Here is a 19,044-nt window from a genome sequence, read left to right as displayed (position 1 = left end):
TCTCTATTTAACAGTGTGACCCTAATTGTCCCATAACGGAACTCCATGACCAACTACAGCCTGCGCGCACGCATGATGATTCTGATCCTGGCCCCGACCGTCCTGATAGGTTTGCTGCTCAGTATCTTTTTTGTTGTGCATCGCTATAACGACTTGCAGCGTCAACTGGAAGATGCTGGTGCCAGCATCATTGAGCCACTCGCGGTATCCAGCGAATACGGCATGAACTTGCAAAACCGGGAATCCATCGGCCAGCTTATCAGCGTGTTGCATCGTCGCCATTCCGATATTGTGCGGGCAATTTCCGTCTATGACGAAAATAACCGACTGTTCGTCACCTCCAACTTTCATCTTGATCCGTCAGAGATGCAATTGGCTACCGGATCGCCGTTTCCGCGAAAGCTGAGCGTAACCCGGCACGGGGATATCATGATCCTGCGTACCCCTATTATATCGGAAAGCTATTCACCGGATGAGTCTGCCGTAAGCGATGCGAAGAACACCAAAAATATGTTGGGGTATGTGGCGCTTGAGCTGGACCTCAAGTCCGTGCGTTTACAGCAGTACAAAGAGATCTTTATCTCCAGCGTCATGATGCTGTTTTGTATTGGTATTGCGTTAATTTTCGGCTGGCGTCTGATGCGTGACGTGACCGGACCAATTCGCAACATGGTGAATACCGTAGACCGAATACGTAGAGGTCAGCTCGATAGCCGCGTGGAAGGTTTCATGTTGGGCGAACTGGATATGCTGAAGAATGGCATCAACTCGATGGCGATGTCTCTCGCCGCCTACCATGAAGAGATGCAGCACAATATCGATCAGGCGACGTCAGATCTGCGCGAAACGCTGGAGCAGATGGAGATCCAGAACGTTGAGCTGGATCTGGCAAAGAAACGCGCTCAGGAAGCTGCACGTATTAAATCAGAGTTCCTGGCGAACATGTCTCACGAGCTACGTACACCGCTAAACGGTGTCATTGGCTTTACACGCCTGACACTGAAAACCGAGTTAAATACCACTCAGCGCGATCACCTGAATACGATTGAACGCTCTGCCAACAACCTGCTCGCTATCATCAATGATGTGCTCGACTTCTCTAAACTGGAAGCGGGTAAACTGATTCTGGAAAGCATACCGTTCCCGCTGCGCAGCACACTGGATGACGTCGTAACGCTGTTAGCGCACTCCTCCCATGATAAAGGGCTTGAGCTAACACTGAATATTAAAAATGACGTTCCGGACAATGTGATTGGCGACCCGCTGCGCTTGCAACAGGTCATTACCAACCTGGTCGGCAATGCCATCAAATTTACCGAGAGCGGTAATATCGACATTCTGGTTGAAAAACGCGCGCTCAGTAACACCAAAGTCCAGATTGAAGTTCAAATCCGCGATACCGGTATTGGTATCCCGGAGCGCGATCAGTCACGTCTGTTCCAGGCTTTCCGTCAGGCTGATGCCAGCATTTCGCGCCGTCACGGCGGTACCGGACTTGGCCTTGTGATCACGCAAAAACTGGTCAATGAAATGGGCGGGGATATCTCGTTCCATAGCCAACCAAATCGCGGTTCCACCTTCTGGTTCCATATCAGTCTTGATCTCAATCCTAATGTTCTCAGCGATCGTTCAACCCCCCGCTGTCTGGCCGGTAAACGACTGGCTTACGTTGAACCAAATGCTACCGCTGCGCAATGCACGTTGGATATCTTGAGTGAAACGCAACTGGAGGTGATTTACAGCCCTTCGTTCTCTGCATTACCGGCAGAACACTACGATATCCTGCTACTTGGTGTACCTGTCACTTTACGCGAGCCGCTCACCATGCAGCATGAACGGCTGGCAAGCGCAGCCGCGATGACCGATTTTCTGTTGCTGGCGCTGCCTTGCCATGCGCAGATAAACGCTGAAAAATTAAAGCAAGGCGGCGCGGCTGCATGTCTGTTAAAACCGCTCACCTCAACCCGATTGCTGCCTGCGTTAACCGAATATTGCCACCTGAACCAAGGGTCAGAACTCCAGTTGTTAGATGAAAGCAAGATTGCGATGACCGTGATGGCGGTGGACGACAACCCGGCGAACCTGAAGCTCATCGGCGCATTGCTTGAAGATAAGGTGCAGCACGTCGAGCTGTGCGACAGCGGGCATCAGGCGGTGGACAGAGCCAAACAAATGCAGTTTGATCTGATCCTGATGGATATTCAGATGCCGGACATGGACGGTATTCGTGCCTGCGAACTGATCCATCAGCTTCCCCACCAGCAGCAGACACCGGTTATTGCGGTAACGGCACATGCCATGGCAGGGCAAAAAGAGAAATTACTCAGCGCCGGAATGAACGACTACCTGGCTAAGCCGATAGAAGAAGATAAATTGCACAGTTTGCTGTTGCGCTATAAGCCCGGTGCCGGCACATCAGCCCGGACTATCGTGGCGGAACCCCCTGAACCCGTGGTCAACCCGAATACGACCCTCGACTGGCAACTGGCGTTGAGACAGGCTGCCGGTAAAAACGATCTGGCGCGGGATATGCTGCAAATGCTGATCGATTTCTTGCCTGAAGTCCGTAACAGAATTGAAGAGCAACTGGTGGGTGAAAACCCTGAAGGGTTGGTGGATTTGATTCATAAACTACACGGCAGCTGCGGTTACAGCGGGGTTCCCCGCATGAAAAACCTGTGCCAGCTTATTGAGCAGCAGTTACGTAGCGGGACCAAAGAAGAAGAGCTTGAACCAGAGTTTTTAGAGCTTCTTGATGAGATGGACAACGTCGCGCGGGAAGCAAAACGGATATTGGGGTGATATTCGCCGGATGCGGCGTAAACGCCTTATCCGGCCTACACCTCAGCGTAATTGCTGCCCTGCTTTAAGCGTTGCGGCCACGTTTCGTGCCGTCATCCGCACATTTTCACTCGCATTATCCAGTGCCTCATCCAGCGAGCAAATGGTATAAATCACGCTAAACACGGCGTCAATTCCATGCTCATGCACCACGCCAACATCTGGCGTCAGGCTGCCTGCAATACCAATGACGGGCTTGTTGTATCGCTTTGCAACGTTCGCTACGCCAACCGGAACTTTGCCATGGATCGTCTGACTGTCAATACGCCCTTCCCCGGTCACAACTAAATCTGCATCCGCAACGCAGTCATCAAGGTGTAACGCGTCCGTCACGATCTCGATACCACGGCGTAGCTGCGCGCCGCAAAACGCATACAGTGCAGCCCCCATGCCGCCAGCCGCGCCTCCACCGGCCAGATCCAGCACGTTAACGTCCAGATCGCGGGCAATCAGTTGCGCATAGTGCGTCAGCGCATTATCCAGACGGGTAATCATCTCTGGCGTTGCCCCTTTTTGCGGACCAAATACTGCAGAAGCGCCCTCTTTACCGGTCAGCGGATTCGTGACATCGCAGGCCACTTCAATACGACAGGTAGCAAGGCGCTTATCTAACGCTGAAATATCTATCCTGGTGAGCGCTTCCAGACCGATCCCGCCTTGCGCAATCTGGTTATTCTGCGCATCCAGCAATTTGGCGCCCAGAGCCTGCACCATACCGGCACCACCATCATTAGTCGCGCTACCGCCAATCCCGATGATGATATGCTCCACCCCCGCATCCAGCGCATGGCGAATCAACTCTCCGGTCCCCCATGAGGTGGTTTTCAGCGGGTCGCGTAACCCTGCCGGAACCCGCTCTAACCCACTGGCTGCCGCCATCTCGATAAACGCTGAGCGCTCATCTCCCGATAACCCATAAAATGCCCGTACCTTACTTCCCAGGGGACCCGTAACATCAACATGCACAAGGTGGCCCGCCGTAGCGGCAACCATCGCCTCGACCGTTCCTTCACCACCATCAGCGACCGGTATCTTTACGTAATCCGCATCAGGCCAGATCTCACGAAAACCCTGTTCAATGGCAGTTGCCACCTCAAGCGCACTCAAACTCTCTTTATAAGAATCCGGTGCAATTACTATTTTCATAAGCCGTCCTTACGCATGTTGATTCTGTTAATCATACACCTGGAGATGTGCCGGTTCCTGTCAGAACCGGCATAACGCTTAGCGCACCATGCATGGGCGTTTATTATCAAAGGTCCAATTCGGGATCAGGTACTGCATTCCCATTGCGTCATCACGCGCTCCCAGGCCGTGTTGCTGGTACAGCTCGTGCGCTTTCATCACCTGGTCCATATCCAGTTCTACACCCAGACCCGGCTTCGCTGGTACCTGTACCATGCCGCCTTTAATGTCGAACGGTTCTTTGGTCAGGCGTTGGTTACCTTCCTGCCAGATCCAGTGGGTATCAATGGCCGTAATTTTACCCGGCGCTGCTGCCGCGACATGAGTGAACATCGCCAGCGAAATATCAAAGTGGTTGTTAGAGTGTGAACCCCAGGTGAGGCCAAACTCATGACACATCTGCGCCACGCGAACAGACCCCTGCATAGTCCAGAAATGCGGGTCAGCCAGCGGAATATCTACAGATTGCAACGACAGCGTGTGCCCCATCTGACGCCAGTCGGTAGCGATCATATTAGTCGCCGTCGGCAGGCCCGTAGCGCGGCGGAATTCCGCCATCACTTCGCGCCCAGAGAACCCCTGCTCCGCGCCACAGGGATCTTCAGCATAAGCCAGCGATCCTTTCAGATACTTACCGATCTTGATCGCTTCATTCAACGACCAGGCGCCGTTGGGATCGAGCGTTACGCGGGCCTGCGGGAAACGCTTCGCCAACGCGACGATAGATTCCGCTTCCTCTTCCCCTGCCAGCACGCCACCTTTCAGTTTAAAGTCGTTAAAACCATATTTCTCATATGCGGCTTCGGCCAGGCGCACTACCGCATCCGGGGTCATGGCCTCTTCATGGCGCAGACGATACCAGTCGCACTTCTCATCCGGCTGGCTCTGGTACGGCAGCGGCGTCGCTTTACGGTTACCGACAAAGAACAGATACCCCAACATTTCCACTTCGCTACGCTGCTGACCATCACCCAGCAAAGACGCGACATTCACCCCCAGGTGCTGGCCTAACAGATCCAACATTGCCGCTTCGATCCCGGTAACCACATGAATAGTGGTACGTAAATCGAAGGTCTGCAAACCACGCCCACCGGCATCCCGATCGGCAAAGGTATTGCGTACCGTATTCAGTACGTTTTTGTATTCACCTAAGGTTTTGCCCACCACCAGCGGAATCGCATCTTCCAGAGTCTGACGAATTTTCTCGCCACCGGGAATTTCACCCACCCCGGTATGACCAGAATTATCTTTGATAATCACAATATTACGCGTGAAGAACGGGGCATGTGCGCCGCTCAGGTTCATCAGCATGCTGTCGTGGCCCGCAACCGGGATCACCTGCATAGCGGTCACTACTGGGGTAGAAAATTGTGCGCTCATTATCGTGTCCTTATTCAAAATCAGTGACGGCCGAAAACGGGACGTTTACGGTCAAAAGTCCATCCGGGGATCAGATACTGCATCGGTGCTGCGTCATTACGCGCACCGCCGGGCAATGCCTTATAGGCTTCATGCGCTTTCTGCACCTGATCCCAGTCCAGTTCCACACCCAGACCGGGTGCATCTGGAACCGCAATTTTTCCGTTCTTTATTTCCAGCGGATTCTTCGTCAGACGGCAATCGCCCTCCTGCCAAATCCAGTGCGTGTCGATGGCTGTCGGATTGCCCGGCGCTGCCGCACCGACATGAGTAAACATGGCCAGCGAAATATCAAAGTGGTTATTGGAATGGCATCCCCAGGTCAGGCCCCAGTCATCGCACAACTGTGCCACGCGCACCGCGCCGGAAAGCGTCCAGAAGTGCGGATCGGCCAGCGGAATATCGACTGCATTCAGCATTACCGCGTGGCCCATTTCGCGCCAGTTGGTGGCAATCATGTTGGTTGCTACCGGCAAACCGGTCGCGCGACGGAACTCGGCCATCACTTCACGCCCGGAAAATCCCTGTTCAGCGCCGCACGGATCTTCGGCGTAGGTCAGAACATCATTTAGCCCTTTGCACAAGGCGATCGCTTCATCCAACAGCCAGGCACCGTTAGGGTCCACCGTAATACGTGCCTCCGGGAAGCATGCTTTCAGCGCACGGGCGGTTTCAATTTCTTGCTCACCCGGCAGCACACCGCCCTTCAGTTTGAAATCTTTAAAGCCATAACGATCCTGTGACGCCTGCGCCAGACGCACCACCGCGTCGCTGGTCATTGCTTGCTGGTGACGTAAGTGATACCACTCATGTTTTCCCGGCGTACTTTCCAGATACGGCAGATCGGTTTTGGTGCGATCGCCGACATAGAACAGATAACCGAGCACAGTCACTGCATCACGCTGCTTACCCGGACCTAACAGCTCGCAAACCGGTACATTCAGCGCTTTGCCCAGCAGATCCAGCAGCGCGGCTTCCAGCGCCGCCACCGCATTTACGCGCAGCTCAAATGTCCAGGCGCCATTGCCGAAGGTATCAAAGTCAGCAGCCTGATTGCCTTTATGCACCTGCTGGACCACCTTATTCAGGCGGGCTACTTCCTGGCCTAACACCTGTGGAATAGCGTCCACCAGCGTTTGATAGATCACTTCACCGCCCGGCGCTTCACCCACACCGGTGTGTCCGGCGTTATCGGTAAGGACCACGATATTGCGGGTAAACCAGGCGTTATGCGCGCCACCAATATTGAGCAGCATGCTGTCATGACCGGCCACCGGGATGACCTTCATGTCGGTAATAACGGGACTCGATTGTGTTGTCATCATCATTGTCCTGCGACAGGTTTCAGTTCGATACGTTTAATATCGCCGACCAGCACCAGATAGCTCACCACGGCGATCAGCGCATGCACTCCAACGTAAATCAAGGCACCATTAAACGACCCCCGTCGTGCCCACAATGTAGCCGATAGCAATCGGTGTCACGATGCCGGAGATATTACCGAACATGTTGAACAGACCGCCGCTCAGGCCGCTAATCTCTTTGGGGGCCGTGTCTGCCATTACCGCCCAGCCCAGCGCACCAATACCTTTACCGAAGAAGGCCAGCGCCATAAAGCCGATAATCATCCATTCAACGTTGACGTAGTTACAGAACACCATCACCATTGACAGCAACATACCCAACACGATTGGCGTTTTACGGGCGATATTCAGCGAACCGGTGCGGCGCATCAGCCAGTCGGAAATAATGCCGCCGAGCACGCCGCCGGCGAATCCGCAAATGGCCGGGACCGACGCGACAAATCCCGCTTTCAGGATCGACATACCGCGCGCCTGTACCAGATAAACCGGGAACCAGGTGATAAAGAAGTAGGTCAGCGCGTTAATACAGTACTGGCCGATATAGATACCGATCATCATGCGGGAACCCAACAACTGTTTGATTTGCCCCCATTTCACGCTGAACGGAACTTTAGCTTTGGCTGCCGCCTGATCCATATTGATCAGCGCCCCACCTTCGGCAATGTACTCCAGCTCTTTTTGGTTTACACCCGGATGCTGGTTCGGTTCGTGAATCACTTTCAGCCAGACAAAGCTGATGATGATCCCGAGTCCACCCATAAAGAAGAACACGTGAGACCAGCCCACTTCGTGGGTCAGCCAGCCCATGATTGGCGCGAAGATAACGGTGGCAAAGTATTGCGCAGAGTTAAAGATAGCGACCGCCGTGCCCCTTTCCTGCGCCGGGAACCACGCCGCCACAATGCGACTGTTGCCGGGGAAGGAGGGAGCTTCAGCTAGCCCCACGAGGAAGCGCAGGGTAAACAGCGCAATGATGATTCCGAAGCCGCTAAAGATATCGACGAAGCCTTGCAGCAAGGTAAACATGGACCAGATAAAGATGGACCAGAAATAAACGCGCTTTGAACCAAAGCGGTCAAGCAGCCAGCCGCCGGGGATCTGGCCGATAACATAGGCCCATGAAAAAGCGGAAAATACATAGCCCATCCCGACCGCATCCAGACCAATATCTTTGGCCATTTCTGAACCGGCAATGGATAACGTGGCGCGGTCGCCGTAGTTGAAGGATGTGACGATAAACAACATCACCACTATCCAGTAGCGAGCGTTAGTGCGTTTTTCCGCGCTGCTCGCCGCCTGACTTAATGAACTCATTGTTGCACTCCTGAATCTTGGCTTTCGCCAGTTCATTCTGTACAGCACCTGTAGGGTGATCAGAATGAGAGGTTAGTGTGGGGCAGTTTTGGTACAGCTCGGGGCCGTTTTATTCTGACTCGCTGCCTTTCCGGGAACTGACGGGAAAAGTATATGAAGGAGTGCCTCTTTCCCTCACCGTGCAGGAACACAACATTAGAGAGGCAGTGAGAAGTTGTTTGGGGCATAAGCCCAAAGCAATGGAAGTTAGTTCACGTAATTGGGGTTTTATTGCCGGGTGGCGGCTTCGCCTGACCCGGCCTAGGGTTCAAATGAGGGTTGCATGCCCGTGCGGGCGAGAGGTTATTTAAGCAAGGTTCCCCAGTTTTCCACCCAGGGATTGGATTCGCTTTCCGGTTCCGGATGTTCACCGGCATCAATCAGCAGCATCTCACCCACACGCTGGGCGCTCTGTTCCTGCAACAGCGCATCAAACTGCTTACCGCCGCCGCAGAAATTGGCATATGAACTATCCCCGAGCGCAATAATGCCGTAGTGAACGTCGGGCTGATAACCCAGCAGGTCTTTAATTCTCTGAAATAGCGGCACGATGCTGTCCGGCAGATCGCCTTGTCCCGTCGTCGAGGTTACGACCAGGATGTACTTGTCTTTGTATTTTTCCCAGTCCGCCAGTTCCGGATCTTCATAAACCGTGGCTTTATGCCCTTGATTCGCGAGGATAGCTTCGGCCTCTTCGGCAACCAGCAGCGCGTTTCCATACATTGTGCCGACAAAAATACCAATTTCCGCCATAACCTTTATCTCCAGGGACTTAAGAATCTGTCTGCTCATCCTGACCTGACAGCCCGCTGAACTCAACCCTTTCATTCTCAGGGAGAAGCCCGCGCCAGCCAAACTGTGATAGCGCCTGCATCCAGACGTTATCTAACCCGGCACGAATAACCAGTGGTTCACCGGTGAAGGGGTGCGTAAGTTCAAGCTGGCTGGCATGCAGCATTAAGCGCTGGCAGCCAAAATGTTCCGCGGCGCTGCGGTTTTGTCGCAAATCACCGTGCTTACTATCGCCAATAATCGGATGACGCAAATGCGCCAGGTGACGTCTGAGCTGATGTTTACGACCGGTTTTAGGCTCCAGCTCCACCAGCCCGTAACGGGTGGTTGGATAGCGACCGGTTGCCACGGGCATTTCTACCGTCGCCAGCCCACGATAGTGGGTTACCGCAGGCTGTGGGCCTTTGTCGTCACGGGCAAATTTATCAGCAATCTTGTCCAGCTCTTCCACCAACGGATAATCCAGCACGGCATCATCCATCAGCCAGCCGCGCACAATCGCATGGTAGCGTTTTTGGATTTGATGCTGCTCAAACTGCTGTGCCAGCCGTCTTCCGGCCTCGCTGGACAGCCCCATCAACAGCACACCGGATGTCGGTCTGTCGAGTCGGTGGGCGGTAAAAACGTGCTGACCAATCTGGTCACGCACTGTTTGCATTACCACCACTTTCTCATCGCGGTCGAGCCAGCTACGATGAACCAGCCAGCCCGAAGGTTTGTTGACTGCAACCAGCCATTGGTCTTGATAGAGAATTTCCAGCATCAGGCGTCATCACGGGTAAATAGCGCATCCAGATCCTGCAATGCAATCAGGATCACATCGCGCTGCGGATGATCGGCTGCCAGCGCCATTTCATAATATGGCGCAATAGCGAACGCTTCCGGAAGTGGCTGCGCATTATCAAGCAGCGCATGCATGCGGGGAATCAACACCCACTGCAGCCATTCAACCGGCTCCATGGTATCCATACAAAAAGGCTGCGTGCTGGAAAACAGATGCGCTTCTGGCTCATCCATCCGCCAGTGATTATGTTCACGCAGCAGTGCTTCAAGCGCATGCAACTGCTCGCGCACACGGTCATGAGTCGTCATGAAATTAACCTCAATGATGAAAAATCTGGCGCGAAGAATAGCACTAGTAGAAAGGAAATAAAAAAAGGGAGCACTGTAAAAACAGTGCTCCCGGTTCGTTTCGCAGCATTCCAGCTACTTTTGGTGCTCCCTGCTCATCCGTGACAACTTTTCCTGTGGTCTTGCGACCTCGTTCATCCTGAACATTTGCATCCTGCTCACACCGCCCCCGATGTGAAAACTTCATCCTGAAGTGTCCCTGGCCATCCTGACCCGCCGAACATCCTGACCGGCTCTCGTTCTCCATCCTGGAGGTGTCCTTTAACGCTTCCTGCGTTTTCCTCTTTGCTTCATCCTGAAACCTGTCCTTGCAGCACCGTCCTGGTGTGTCCTGCCGAAGCGTCATCATCCTGATGTTCACTTCGTTGTGCGACTCCTTGTCGACAGAGATAGAATCGCCTGTTTCGCATTGTCTTACAAGACACTTACAGACATACCCTAATGATTATTTTCGTATGAAAGTTGACAATAAAACATTAACCAATTGAATTATAAATAGTTAATATTATATCGGTCGATGAAGTCTGTACTGATCACCTGGCAATCTCCTACAGGGTTTGTAAGAGATCTCTCACACGCCTTAGGGCAAACTGGATTACAGAACAGGCTTAAGTTGAGTAAGAAATTCCGCAAGTGAGGCCGCCAGAACCGTGCGTTTACGGGTTCCCAGCGTTTCCTTGCAGACTTCCCCAGACAAGTTGCACACTGAAATAACATCAAGTTCATTGTCCAGTGTGGCAATAAAAAGCGTAGGAGAGAGCTTAAGGCGTTTTTGCGTAACCAGGTGGCCGATCAGGTTTTCCTGTACGCGTCTGAAGTCATCTTCAGACCAGGTTTGCAGAAGAGTCAGTTTCTCATCCGCAAATTGTGCGTGCATGTCCCCGGCAAACTGGGTGGTATAAAACGCATGAACAGCGGGTTGTACCACAATTTCAAAGGCGCGTTCAACAGCGTTTACATTCTGCTCGCCCACAAAAGGCTGCGGTTGCCAGTACACCGCATCGTTCGTGGAGGAGATGATGCACGGGGACGGTACGCCATACAGCTCTTCACTCAGCGGCCAGCTGTTGTTTTTTTCATGCCATGCGTCGCAATAACGCGTCGTAAAGGCTGTCAACGCCTGTGCGGTCAATTCGTCCACTGATTTCTCTCTTCACAAAAGCCAGGATACACTTGTCGCATAGTGTATCTGGTTTATGACGGTGAAACATGTCTTCTTATGAAAATCATCGGGCGCTTGACGGCCTGACTCTCGGAAAATCAACGGATTACCGGGATATTTACGACGCCAGCCTGCTGCAGGGTGTTCCGCGCAGCCTGAACCGCGACCCGCTGGATCTCAAGGCCGATAATCTGCCTTTTCACGGCGCGGATATCTGGACGCTGTATGAACTGTCATGGCTGAATGCCAACGGTTTACCGCAGGTTGCGGTCGGCCATGTGGAGCTGGATTACATCAGCGTTAATCTGATTGAATCAAAAAGTTTTAAGCTGTATCTGAACAGTTTTAATCAGACGCGTTTTGACTCATGGGAACACGTCCGTCAGACGCTGGAACACGATCTGCGCGCCTGCGCGCAGGGTGATGTCAGCGTGGCGCTCTATCGTCTTGACGAACAGGAAGGGCAGCCGATAGCCCACTTCAATGGCACCTGCATCGACAATCAGGATATCGTCATTGATAACTACCAGTTCAGCACCGACTATCTGGAAAACGCCGTGAGCGGCGACAAGGTAGTAGAAGAGACGCTGGTCAGTCATCTGCTGAAATCCAATTGCCTGATCACCCACCAGCCTGACTGGGGTTCCATACAAATTCAGTATCGTGGTCGCAAAATCGACAGGGAAAAGTTGCTGCGCTATCTGGTCTCCTTCCGCCACCACAATGAATTTCACGAACAGTGTGTGGAACGCATTTTCAATGACCTGCTGCGTTTCTGTCAGCCGGAGAAACTGAGCGTATACGCACGCTACACGCGACGCGGCGGCCTCGACATCAACCCATGGCGCACCAACACAGATTTCACCCCCGCAACAGGCAGACTGGTGCGTCAGTAATCTTTTTTCTCAATTTTGCGTGCCGGATTCCGCACGCAAGGTTGTGAAAGGTCATAAGCCAGGGCTATTGTAATCAGTAGAGGATGATATCTCTCGTCCCGTAAGGAGTTTACTTGATTACACATATTAGCCCGCTTGGCTCAATGGACATGTTGTCGCAGCTGGAAGTCGATATGCTTAAACGCACGGCCAGCAGCGACCTGTATCAACTGTTTCGTAACTGTTCGCTTGCCGTTCTGAACTCCGGCAGTTTGACAGACAATAGCAAAGAGCTGCTGTCTCGTTTTGAAAGTTTCGACATTAACGTGCTGCGCCGTGAACGCGGTGTGAAGCTGGAACTGATCAACCCACCTGAAGACGCGTTTGTCGATGGGCGCATCATTCGCGCGCTGCAGGCCAACCTGTTTGCCGTCCTGCGCGACATTCTTTTCGTCAATGGCCAGATCCATAACGCGGGTCGTTTTCAGCATCTGGATCTCGAAAGCTCGGTTCACATCACCAACCTGGTCTTCTCCATTCTGCGTAACGCCCGGGCACTTCACGTCGGTGAAGCGCCGAACATGGTCGTCTGCTGGGGCGGTCACTCCATCAACGAGAACGAGTACTTGTATGCGCGTCGCGTGGGCACTCAGTTAGGCTTGCGTGAACTGAACATCTGCACCGGGTGTGGTCCGGGCGCGATGGAAGCACCAATGAAAGGCGCCGCGGTCGGCCACGCTCAGCAGCGCTACAAAGACAGCCGCTTTATCGGTATGACCGAGCCGTCAATTATCGCGGCGGAACCACCAAACCCGCTGGTGAACGAACTCATCATCATGCCGGACATTGAAAAACGTCTGGAAGCGTTCGTCCGTATCGCTCACGGCATTATCATCTTCCCTGGCGGCGTAGGGACTGCAGAAGAGCTGCTGTACCTGCTGGGGATCCTGATGAATCCGGCGAACAAAGATCAGGTTCTGCCATTGATCCTGACCGGACCAAAAGAGAGCGCAGATTACTTCCGCGTACTGGACGAGTTTATCGTGCACACGCTGGGAGAAGAGGCGCGCCGTCACTATCGCATTATCATTGACGATGCAGCGGAAGTCGCTCGCCTGATGAAAAAAGCAATGCCGCTGGTGAAAGAGAACCGCCGGGACACCGGTGATGCCTACAGCTTTAACTGGTCAATTCGTATCGCGCCTGATTTGCAGATGCCGTTCGAACCGTCCCACGAAAACATGGCGAATCTGAAACTGTATCCAGACCAGCCTGTTGAAGTGCTGGCTGCAGACCTGCGTCGCGCATTCTCCGGTATTGTCGCGGGGAACGTGAAAGAAGTCGGCATTCGCGCCATTGAAGAGTTTGGCCCGTACAAAATCCACGGCGACCCTGAGATGATGCGCCGCATGGACGATCTCCTGCAGGGCTTTGTTGCACAACATCGTATGAAGTTGCCGGGCACTGCGTATATCCCGTGTTACGAGATCTGCGCATAACCTTCAACACCGGGTAGCTGATGCTACCTCGGTGACAGTTTTGTCCATATCAAAGCCGGATTTGGCGCATCAGCCAACCGGCTTTTTTAGTGATACCAGTCACATAGCTCACGCAATAACATAAATATCAATTATCTTTCGTCTGACGCCCCCCGAAACGCAAACGATTACCTTCCAAAGGAAACCGTGATTTATCACCGCAAATTATAATTAGTCATCAGAATCCACTAAAAACAACAGTTTTTATAGCGCAACCCTCGTATCTTCGCGCCCTGCCTTTCATGCCATATGTCGTTAATGTTAGCCTTCACGCCCGTAAATTCGCTTTGACTATTTTTTAACAGATTAATGGTCCAAATTTATCCACATAAAAGGTGGATTATTGCATTTGAGATCGCGATCACTGATACATTCATTACTTAAATGTATCTTTCCGCCCGAAAATTATTACGGCGAAAAATTATATAAAAATCGCTAAACGAATTTCGTTTTACAGTCGGGTATTTTTTCATTGGATTGAACCCAAACCCGACTTTTTAAGCTTCCTCCAGGAGAAACAGATGGAAAACACGCAAACCAGCACTATCGTTACGGGCCAGACCCGCAGCGCATGGCGCAAGACAGACACCATGTGGATGCTGGGCCTTTACGGCACGGCGATTGGCGCGGGTGTATTATTCCTGCCAATTAACGCAGGCGTTGGCGGTATGATCCCGCTGATCATCATGGCCATTCTTGCCTTCCCAATGACCTTCTTTGCTCACCGTGGTCTGACCCGCTTCGTGTTGTCCGGTAAAAATCCGGGTGAAGACATCACTGAAGTTGTCGAAGAGCACTTTGGCGTTGGCGCAGGTAAACTGATTACTCTGCTCTACTTCTTCGCTATCTACCCTATTCTGCTGGTTTACAGCGTTGCAATCACCAACACCGTTGAAAGCTTCCTGACTCACCAGTTGGCGATTACGCCGCCGCCGCGTGCAATCCTCTCTCTGATTCTGATTGTCGGCATGATGACCATCGTGCGCTTCGGTGAGCAGATGATCGTGAAGGCAATGAGCATCCTGGTATTCCCGTTTGTTGCGGCACTGATGCTGCTGGCACTGTACCTGATCCCTCAGTGGAGCGGTGCGATTCTGGAAACCCTGTCCTTTGATTCTGCGGCAACCACCGGCAACGGCCTGCTGCTGACTCTGTGGCTGGCAATTCCGGTAATGGTGTTCTCCTTCAACCACTCCCCGATCATCTCCTCCTTCGCCGTGGCGAAGCGTGAAGAGTACGGTGATGAAGCAGAGAAGAAATGCTCCAAGATTCTGGCATTCGCTCACATCATGATGGTACTGACCGTTATGTTCTTCGTCTTCAGCTGCGTATTCAGCCTGACTCCGGCGGATCTGGCTGCAGCGAAAGAGCAGAACATCTCTATCCTGTCTTACCTGGCCAACCACTTTAACGCACCGATTATTGCCTGGATGGCGCCGATCATCGCGATTATTGCTATCACCAAATCCTTCCTCGGCCACTACCTGGGCGCGCGTGAAGGTTTCAACGGTATGGTAATTAAGTCTCTGCGTGGCAAAGGCAAGTCCATCGAAATCAATAAACTGAACAAAATCACTGCACTGTTCATGCTGGTAACCACCTGGATTGTGGCGACGCTGAACCCGAGCATCCTCGGTATGATTGAAACCCTGGGTGGCCCGATCATCGCGATGATTCTGTTCCTGATGCCGATGTATGCGATTCAGAAAGTACCGGCAATGCGTAAATACAGCGGCCATATCAGCAACGTGTTCGTTGTGATTATGGGCCTGATCGCTATCTCCGCTATTTTCTACTCTCTGTTCAGTTAATTCCCCTGCGCCGCTCTTCGGGGCGGCGCACCTCGATACACAATGGACGCCTCATGATTAGCGTATTCGATATTTTCAAAATCGGCATTGGCCCTTCCAGCTCCCATACTGTTGGCCCGATGAAAGCAGGCAAACAATTCACGGATGACCTGATTGCACGCGGAATTCTCACTGACGTAACCCGCGTAGTGGTTGATGTCTATGGCTCTCTGTCCCTGACCGGGAAAGGTCACCATACCGACATCGCGATTATTATGGGCCTGGCGGGTAATCTGCCGGATACCGTAGACATTGATGCTATCCCGGCCTTTATCCAGGATGTGAATACCCATGGACGTTTGCTGCTGGCAGACGGTCAACATGAGGTCGAATTCCCGGTTGATAAGTGCATGAATTTCCATACGGATAATCTGTCACTGCATGAAAACGGGATGCGTATTACCGCACTGGCGGGCGAAAAAGCCATTTACAGCCAGACGTACTATTCCATCGGCGGCGGATTTATCGTTGATGAAGAACACTTTGGTTTGCCGAATAACAATCCGGTAAGCGTGCCGTATCCGTATAAATCCGCAGCCGATTTGCAACGACACTGTCAGGAAACCGGCCTGTCACTTTCCGGCCTGATGATGCAGAACGAGCTAGCCCTGCACAGCAAAGAAGAGCTGGAACAGCACTTTGCAAACGTCTGGGAAGTGATGCGTAGTGGAATTGAACGCGGTATCACTACCGAAGGTGTATTGCCGGGCAAACTGCGCGTTCCGCGTCGTGCGGCAGCGCTGCGTCGTATGCTGGTTAGCAGTGACAAAACCACAACTGACCCGATGGCAGTTGTAGACTGGATCAACATGTTTGCGCTGGCCGTAAACGAAGAGAACGCTGCCGGTGGACGTGTCGTTACCGCCCCGACGAACGGCGCATGCGGGATTGTTCCTGCGGTGCTGGCGTACTATGACAAGTTTATCCGCGAAGTGAACGCTAACTCACTGGCACGCTATATGCTGGTCGCGAGCGCCATCGGTTCCCTGTACAAGATGAATGCCTCAATTTCGGGTGCTGAAGTCGGCTGTCAGGGTGAAGTCGGCGTGGCGTGCTCTATGGCGGCAGCGGGTCTGGCAGAACTGCTGGGCGGTAGCCCGACGCAGGTATGTATCGCCGCAGAAATCGGTATGGAACACAACCTGGGTCTGACCTGTGACCCGGTTGCCGGACAAGTTCAGGTTCCGTGCATTGAGCGTAACGCCATTGCATCGGTGAAAGCGGTGAACGCGGCTCGTATGGCGCTGCGCCGTACCAGCGAGCCTCGTGTCTGCCTCGATAAAGTTATCGAGACCATGTACGAGACAGGTAAAGATATGAACGCCAAATACCGCGAAACCTCGCGTGGCGGTCTGGCGATGAAGATCGTTACCTGCGATTAATTCTCAGCACATTTTCGTATCTGTAGGCCGGATAAGGCGCTCGCCGCATCCGGCTTTTATTGCCTGATGGCGCTGCGCTTATCAGGCCTACGGATAGCACTATTTCACAATGCTCGTCTCCACTCGTCGTGAATGTTACCCTACAGACTAATTTGTTAGGGAGAACACCGTGGCCGTCCATCTGCTCATTGTCGATGCACTCAATCTCATTCGTCGCATTCACGCCGTCCAAGGGTCGCCTTGTGTGGAGACATGCCAGCACGCACTCGATCAGCTGATTGTGCACAGCCAACCCACGCACGCCGTGGCAGTATTTGATGATGAGGCGCGTAACAGCGGTTGGCGTCACCAACGGCTGCCTGACTACAAAGCAGGTCGCCCACCGATGCCTGACGATTTACACCAGGAAATGCCCGCCCTACGCGCCGCTTTTGAACAGCGCGGCGTCTGTTGTTGGGTCTCTAGCGGGAATGAAGCCGATGATTTAGCCGCAACGCTGGCGGTGAAAGTCACCCAAGCGGGACATCAGGCAACCATCGTCTCAACCGATAAAGGCTATTGTCAGCTACTCTCCCCAACGCTGCGTATTCGGGACTATTTCCAGAAGCGCTGGCTGGACGCGCCATTCATTGAGAAAGAATTTGGCGTAATGCCTCAGCAATTGCCAGATTATTGGGGACTGGCCGGGATCAGCAGCTCAAAAGTGCCGGGCGTTGCAGGTATTGGTCCCAAGAGCGCAACACAGCTACTCGTGCAGTTTCAGCATCTGGAAGGGATTTACGCACATCTGGAAGACGTGCCGGAAAAGTGGCGTAAGAAACTCGAAATACATAAAGAGATGGCGTTTCTGTGCCGTGATATCGCGCGGCTGCAAACGGACTTACATATCGACGGAAATCTCCAGCAGCTACGCCTGGCACGGTAGTCTTATTGCCGGATGGCGCTACGCTTATCCGGCCTACATTTCGTGCAATCCTGTAGACCGGATAACGCAATTACCAGGCGGTGTGGTACAGCTCGACGATATCGGCAATGCTTGCTTCACGCGGATTACCGCCCGTGCAAACATCGTCAAATGCCGCCTGCGCCAGCGCCGGGATATCTTCCTTACGTACCCCCACATCACGTAAGTGTGGCGGGATACCGACATCGCGGTTAAGCGCAAACACAGCATCCACCGCAGCCTTACGCGCTTCTTCCAGCGTCAAACCTTCCACTTTCACCCCCATCACCCGGGCGATATCGCGGAATTTCTCTCCGGTGTATTCGGCGTTGTAGTGCATCACGTGCGGTAACAAAATGGCATTGGCGACGCCGTGCGGTGTGTTATAAAAGGCCCCCAGCGGATGCGCCATGCCATGCACGAGTCCCAGACCGACGTTTGAAAATCCCATCCCGGCAACGTACTGACCCAGCGCCATTGCCTCACCGGACTGGCTGTCACCATTAACAGAACCACGCAACGCCCCGGCAATGATCTCAATGGCTTTGATGTGCAACGCGTCAGTGAGTGCCCACGCCGCCCGCGTAATATAACCTTCGATAGCATGGGTCAACGCATCGACCCCGGTCGCCGCTTTTAACGCGGCAGGCATACCGTCCATCATATCGGCATCAATAAACGCCACCTGCGGGATATCATGCGGATCGACACAGACAAATTTACGCCGATTTTCTTCATCCGTGATCACGTAGTTAATGGTCACTTCCGCCGCCGTCCCTGCCGTCGTAGGGATTGCCATAACCGGTACGCTCGCAGCACGTGTTGGCGATAACCCTTCAAGGCTGCGGACATCGGCAAACTCAGGGTTATTGTGGATAATGCCAATCGCTTTACAGGTATCCTGCGGGGAGCCGCCGCCTATCGCTATCAGATAATCAGCGCCACTTTGCTGAAAGACTCCTAATCCCTCCTTCACCACTGCAATTGTAGGATTCGGGATCACGCCGGAATAGATTTCCCACGGCAAACCGGCGGCATCCATACGGGATGTCACCTTATCGACAACGCCGCACTGTACCAGGTTTGCATCGGTGACAATCAAAGCCTTGCGATAACCCCGACGGATGACCTCGTCCGTTAATGCCCCAACAGCTCCCCGGCCAAACCATGCCGTTTCATTCAGAATCATTCTGTTCGCCATCGTATTTC

General features: G+C 53.0%; 14 protein-coding genes and 1 pseudogene. 6 read left to right on the top strand and 9 right to left on the bottom strand.

Features of this window, described 5'->3' with window-relative positions:
- Positions 1-45 precede the first annotated feature (45 nt).
- The gene (gene barA / locus HV261_RS07560; protein ID WP_202037891.1) at positions 46-2,802 is read left to right on the top strand and encodes a two-component sensor histidine kinase BarA; all 2,757 of its coding nucleotides are present in this window, start codon (positions 46-48) and stop codon (positions 2,800-2,802) included.
- 42 nt (positions 2,803-2,844) lie between these two features.
- On the opposite strand, the gene HV261_RS07555 is transcribed toward barA, so the two are convergent.
- From HV261_RS07555 to syd, 8 genes and pseudogenes are all read right to left on the bottom strand, one after another.
- The gene (locus HV261_RS07555; RefSeq protein WP_202037890.1) at positions 2,845-3,987 is read right to left on the bottom strand and encodes a glycerate kinase; all 1,143 of its coding nucleotides are present in this window, start codon (positions 3,985-3,987) and stop codon (positions 2,845-2,847) included.
- Between the two features lie 78 nt (positions 3,988-4,065).
- Positions 4,066-5,406 carry a glucarate dehydratase gene (gudD, locus tag HV261_RS07550; RefSeq protein WP_202037889.1) on the bottom strand — a complete coding sequence of 447 codons (1,341 nt, stop codon included), beginning with the start codon at positions 5,404-5,406 and terminating at the stop codon, positions 4,066-4,068.
- Positions 5,407-5,426: 20 nt separating this feature from the next.
- Entirely contained in the window at positions 5,427-6,767 is a 1,341-nt protein-coding gene (locus HV261_RS07545) for an enolase C-terminal domain-like protein (RefSeq protein ID WP_202037888.1), read from the bottom strand.
- A gap of 2 nt (positions 6,768-6,769) precedes the next feature.
- Positions 6,770-8,123 (bottom strand): annotated as a pseudogene (gudP, locus tag HV261_RS07540) (galactarate/glucarate/glycerate transporter GudP).
- 342 nt (positions 8,124-8,465) lie between these two features.
- Positions 8,466-8,915, bottom strand: a complete 450-nt coding sequence (locus tag HV261_RS07535) for a flavodoxin (RefSeq protein WP_202037887.1) — start codon at positions 8,913-8,915, stop codon at positions 8,466-8,468.
- Positions 8,916-8,934: 19 nt separating this feature from the next.
- A complete protein-coding gene (truC, locus tag HV261_RS07530) occupies positions 8,935-9,717 on the bottom strand; it encodes a tRNA pseudouridine(65) synthase TruC (RefSeq protein ID WP_202037886.1) in 783 nt (260 codons plus the stop codon).
- Positions 9,717-10,046, bottom strand: coding sequence for a YqcC family protein (locus HV261_RS07525; RefSeq protein WP_149692202.1), 330 nt, complete (start codon positions 10,044-10,046; stop codon positions 9,717-9,719). Before HV261_RS07525 ends, truC begins: the two co-directional genes overlap by 1 nt.
- A 634-nt stretch (positions 10,047-10,680) precedes the next feature.
- The gene (gene syd, locus HV261_RS07520) at positions 10,681-11,226 is read right to left on the bottom strand and encodes a SecY-interacting protein (protein WP_202037885.1); all 546 of its coding nucleotides are present in this window, start codon (positions 11,224-11,226) and stop codon (positions 10,681-10,683) included.
- 68 nt (positions 11,227-11,294) lie between these two features.
- On the opposite strand from syd, the gene queF reads away from it, so the two are divergent.
- From queF to xni, 5 genes are all read left to right on the top strand, one after another.
- Positions 11,295-12,143: an NADPH-dependent 7-cyano-7-deazaguanine reductase QueF gene (queF, locus tag HV261_RS07515; protein WP_202037884.1), complete on the top strand. Its 849-nt coding sequence runs from the start codon at positions 11,295-11,297 to the stop codon at positions 12,141-12,143.
- A 113-nt stretch (positions 12,144-12,256) separates the two neighbouring features.
- Positions 12,257-13,621: a nucleotide 5'-monophosphate nucleosidase PpnN gene (gene ppnN / locus HV261_RS07510; protein ID WP_005130941.1), complete on the top strand. Its 1,365-nt coding sequence runs from the start codon at positions 12,257-12,259 to the stop codon at positions 13,619-13,621.
- Positions 13,622-14,181: 560 nt separating this feature from the next.
- On the top strand, positions 14,182-15,471 hold the full coding sequence (locus HV261_RS07505; RefSeq protein ID WP_005130942.1) for an HAAAP family serine/threonine permease: 1,290 nt from the start codon (positions 14,182-14,184) through the stop codon (positions 15,469-15,471).
- A 53-nt stretch (positions 15,472-15,524) separates the two neighbouring features.
- Positions 15,525-16,892 carry an L-serine ammonia-lyase gene (locus tag HV261_RS07500; RefSeq protein WP_137382729.1) on the top strand — a complete coding sequence of 456 codons (1,368 nt, stop codon included), beginning with the start codon at positions 15,525-15,527 and terminating at the stop codon, positions 16,890-16,892.
- Positions 16,893-17,061: 169 nt separating this feature from the next.
- Complete coding sequence (gene xni, locus HV261_RS07495) at positions 17,062-17,817, top strand: flap endonuclease Xni (protein ID WP_202037883.1); 756 nt, start codon at positions 17,062-17,064, stop codon at positions 17,815-17,817.
- 70 nt (positions 17,818-17,887) lie between these two features.
- On the opposite strand, the gene fucO is transcribed toward xni, so the two are convergent.
- Positions 17,888-19,036, bottom strand: coding sequence for a lactaldehyde reductase (gene fucO, locus HV261_RS07490; RefSeq protein WP_048213086.1), 1,149 nt, complete (start codon positions 19,034-19,036; stop codon positions 17,888-17,890).
- Between the last annotated feature and the right edge of the window lie 8 nt (positions 19,037-19,044).

It is taken from the genome of Citrobacter sp. RHBSTW-00671 (assembly GCF_014103415.1).
GTDB lineage: Bacteria > Pseudomonadota > Gammaproteobacteria > Enterobacterales > Enterobacteriaceae > Citrobacter.
This window is presented reverse-complemented; position numbering and strand designations above follow the sequence as displayed.

Excerpts from the sequence above, each read along its gene's own strand:
- HV261_RS07505 (WP_005130942.1), top strand. The coding sequence starts at position 14,182 with ATGGAAAACACGCAAACCAGCACTATCGTTACGGGCCAGACCCGCAGC.
- HV261_RS07535 (WP_202037887.1), bottom strand. The coding sequence starts at position 8,915 with ATGGCGGAAATTGGTATTTTTGTCGGCACAATGTATGGAAACGCGCTG.
- queF (WP_202037884.1), top strand. The coding sequence starts at position 11,295 with ATGTCTTCTTATGAAAATCATCGGGCGCTTGACGGCCTGACTCTCGGA.
- HV261_RS07545 (WP_202037888.1), bottom strand. The coding sequence starts at position 6,767 with ATGACAACACAATCGAGTCCCGTTATTACCGACATGAAGGTCATCCCG.
- barA (WP_202037891.1), top strand. The coding sequence starts at position 46 with ATGACCAACTACAGCCTGCGCGCACGCATGATGATTCTGATCCTGGCC.
- truC (WP_202037886.1), bottom strand. The coding sequence starts at position 9,717 with ATGCTGGAAATTCTCTATCAAGACCAATGGCTGGTTGCAGTCAACAAA.
- gudD (WP_202037889.1), bottom strand. The coding sequence starts at position 5,406 with ATGAGCGCACAATTTTCTACCCCAGTAGTGACCGCTATGCAGGTGATC.
- HV261_RS07525 (WP_149692202.1), bottom strand. The coding sequence starts at position 10,046 with ATGACGACTCATGACCGTGTGCGCGAGCAGTTGCATGCGCTTGAAGCA.
- fucO (WP_048213086.1), bottom strand. The coding sequence starts at position 19,036 with ATGGCGAACAGAATGATTCTGAATGAAACGGCATGGTTTGGCCGGGGA.
- HV261_RS07555 (WP_202037890.1), bottom strand. The coding sequence starts at position 3,987 with ATGAAAATAGTAATTGCACCGGATTCTTATAAAGAGAGTTTGAGTGCG.
- HV261_RS07500 (WP_137382729.1), top strand. The coding sequence starts at position 15,525 with ATGATTAGCGTATTCGATATTTTCAAAATCGGCATTGGCCCTTCCAGC.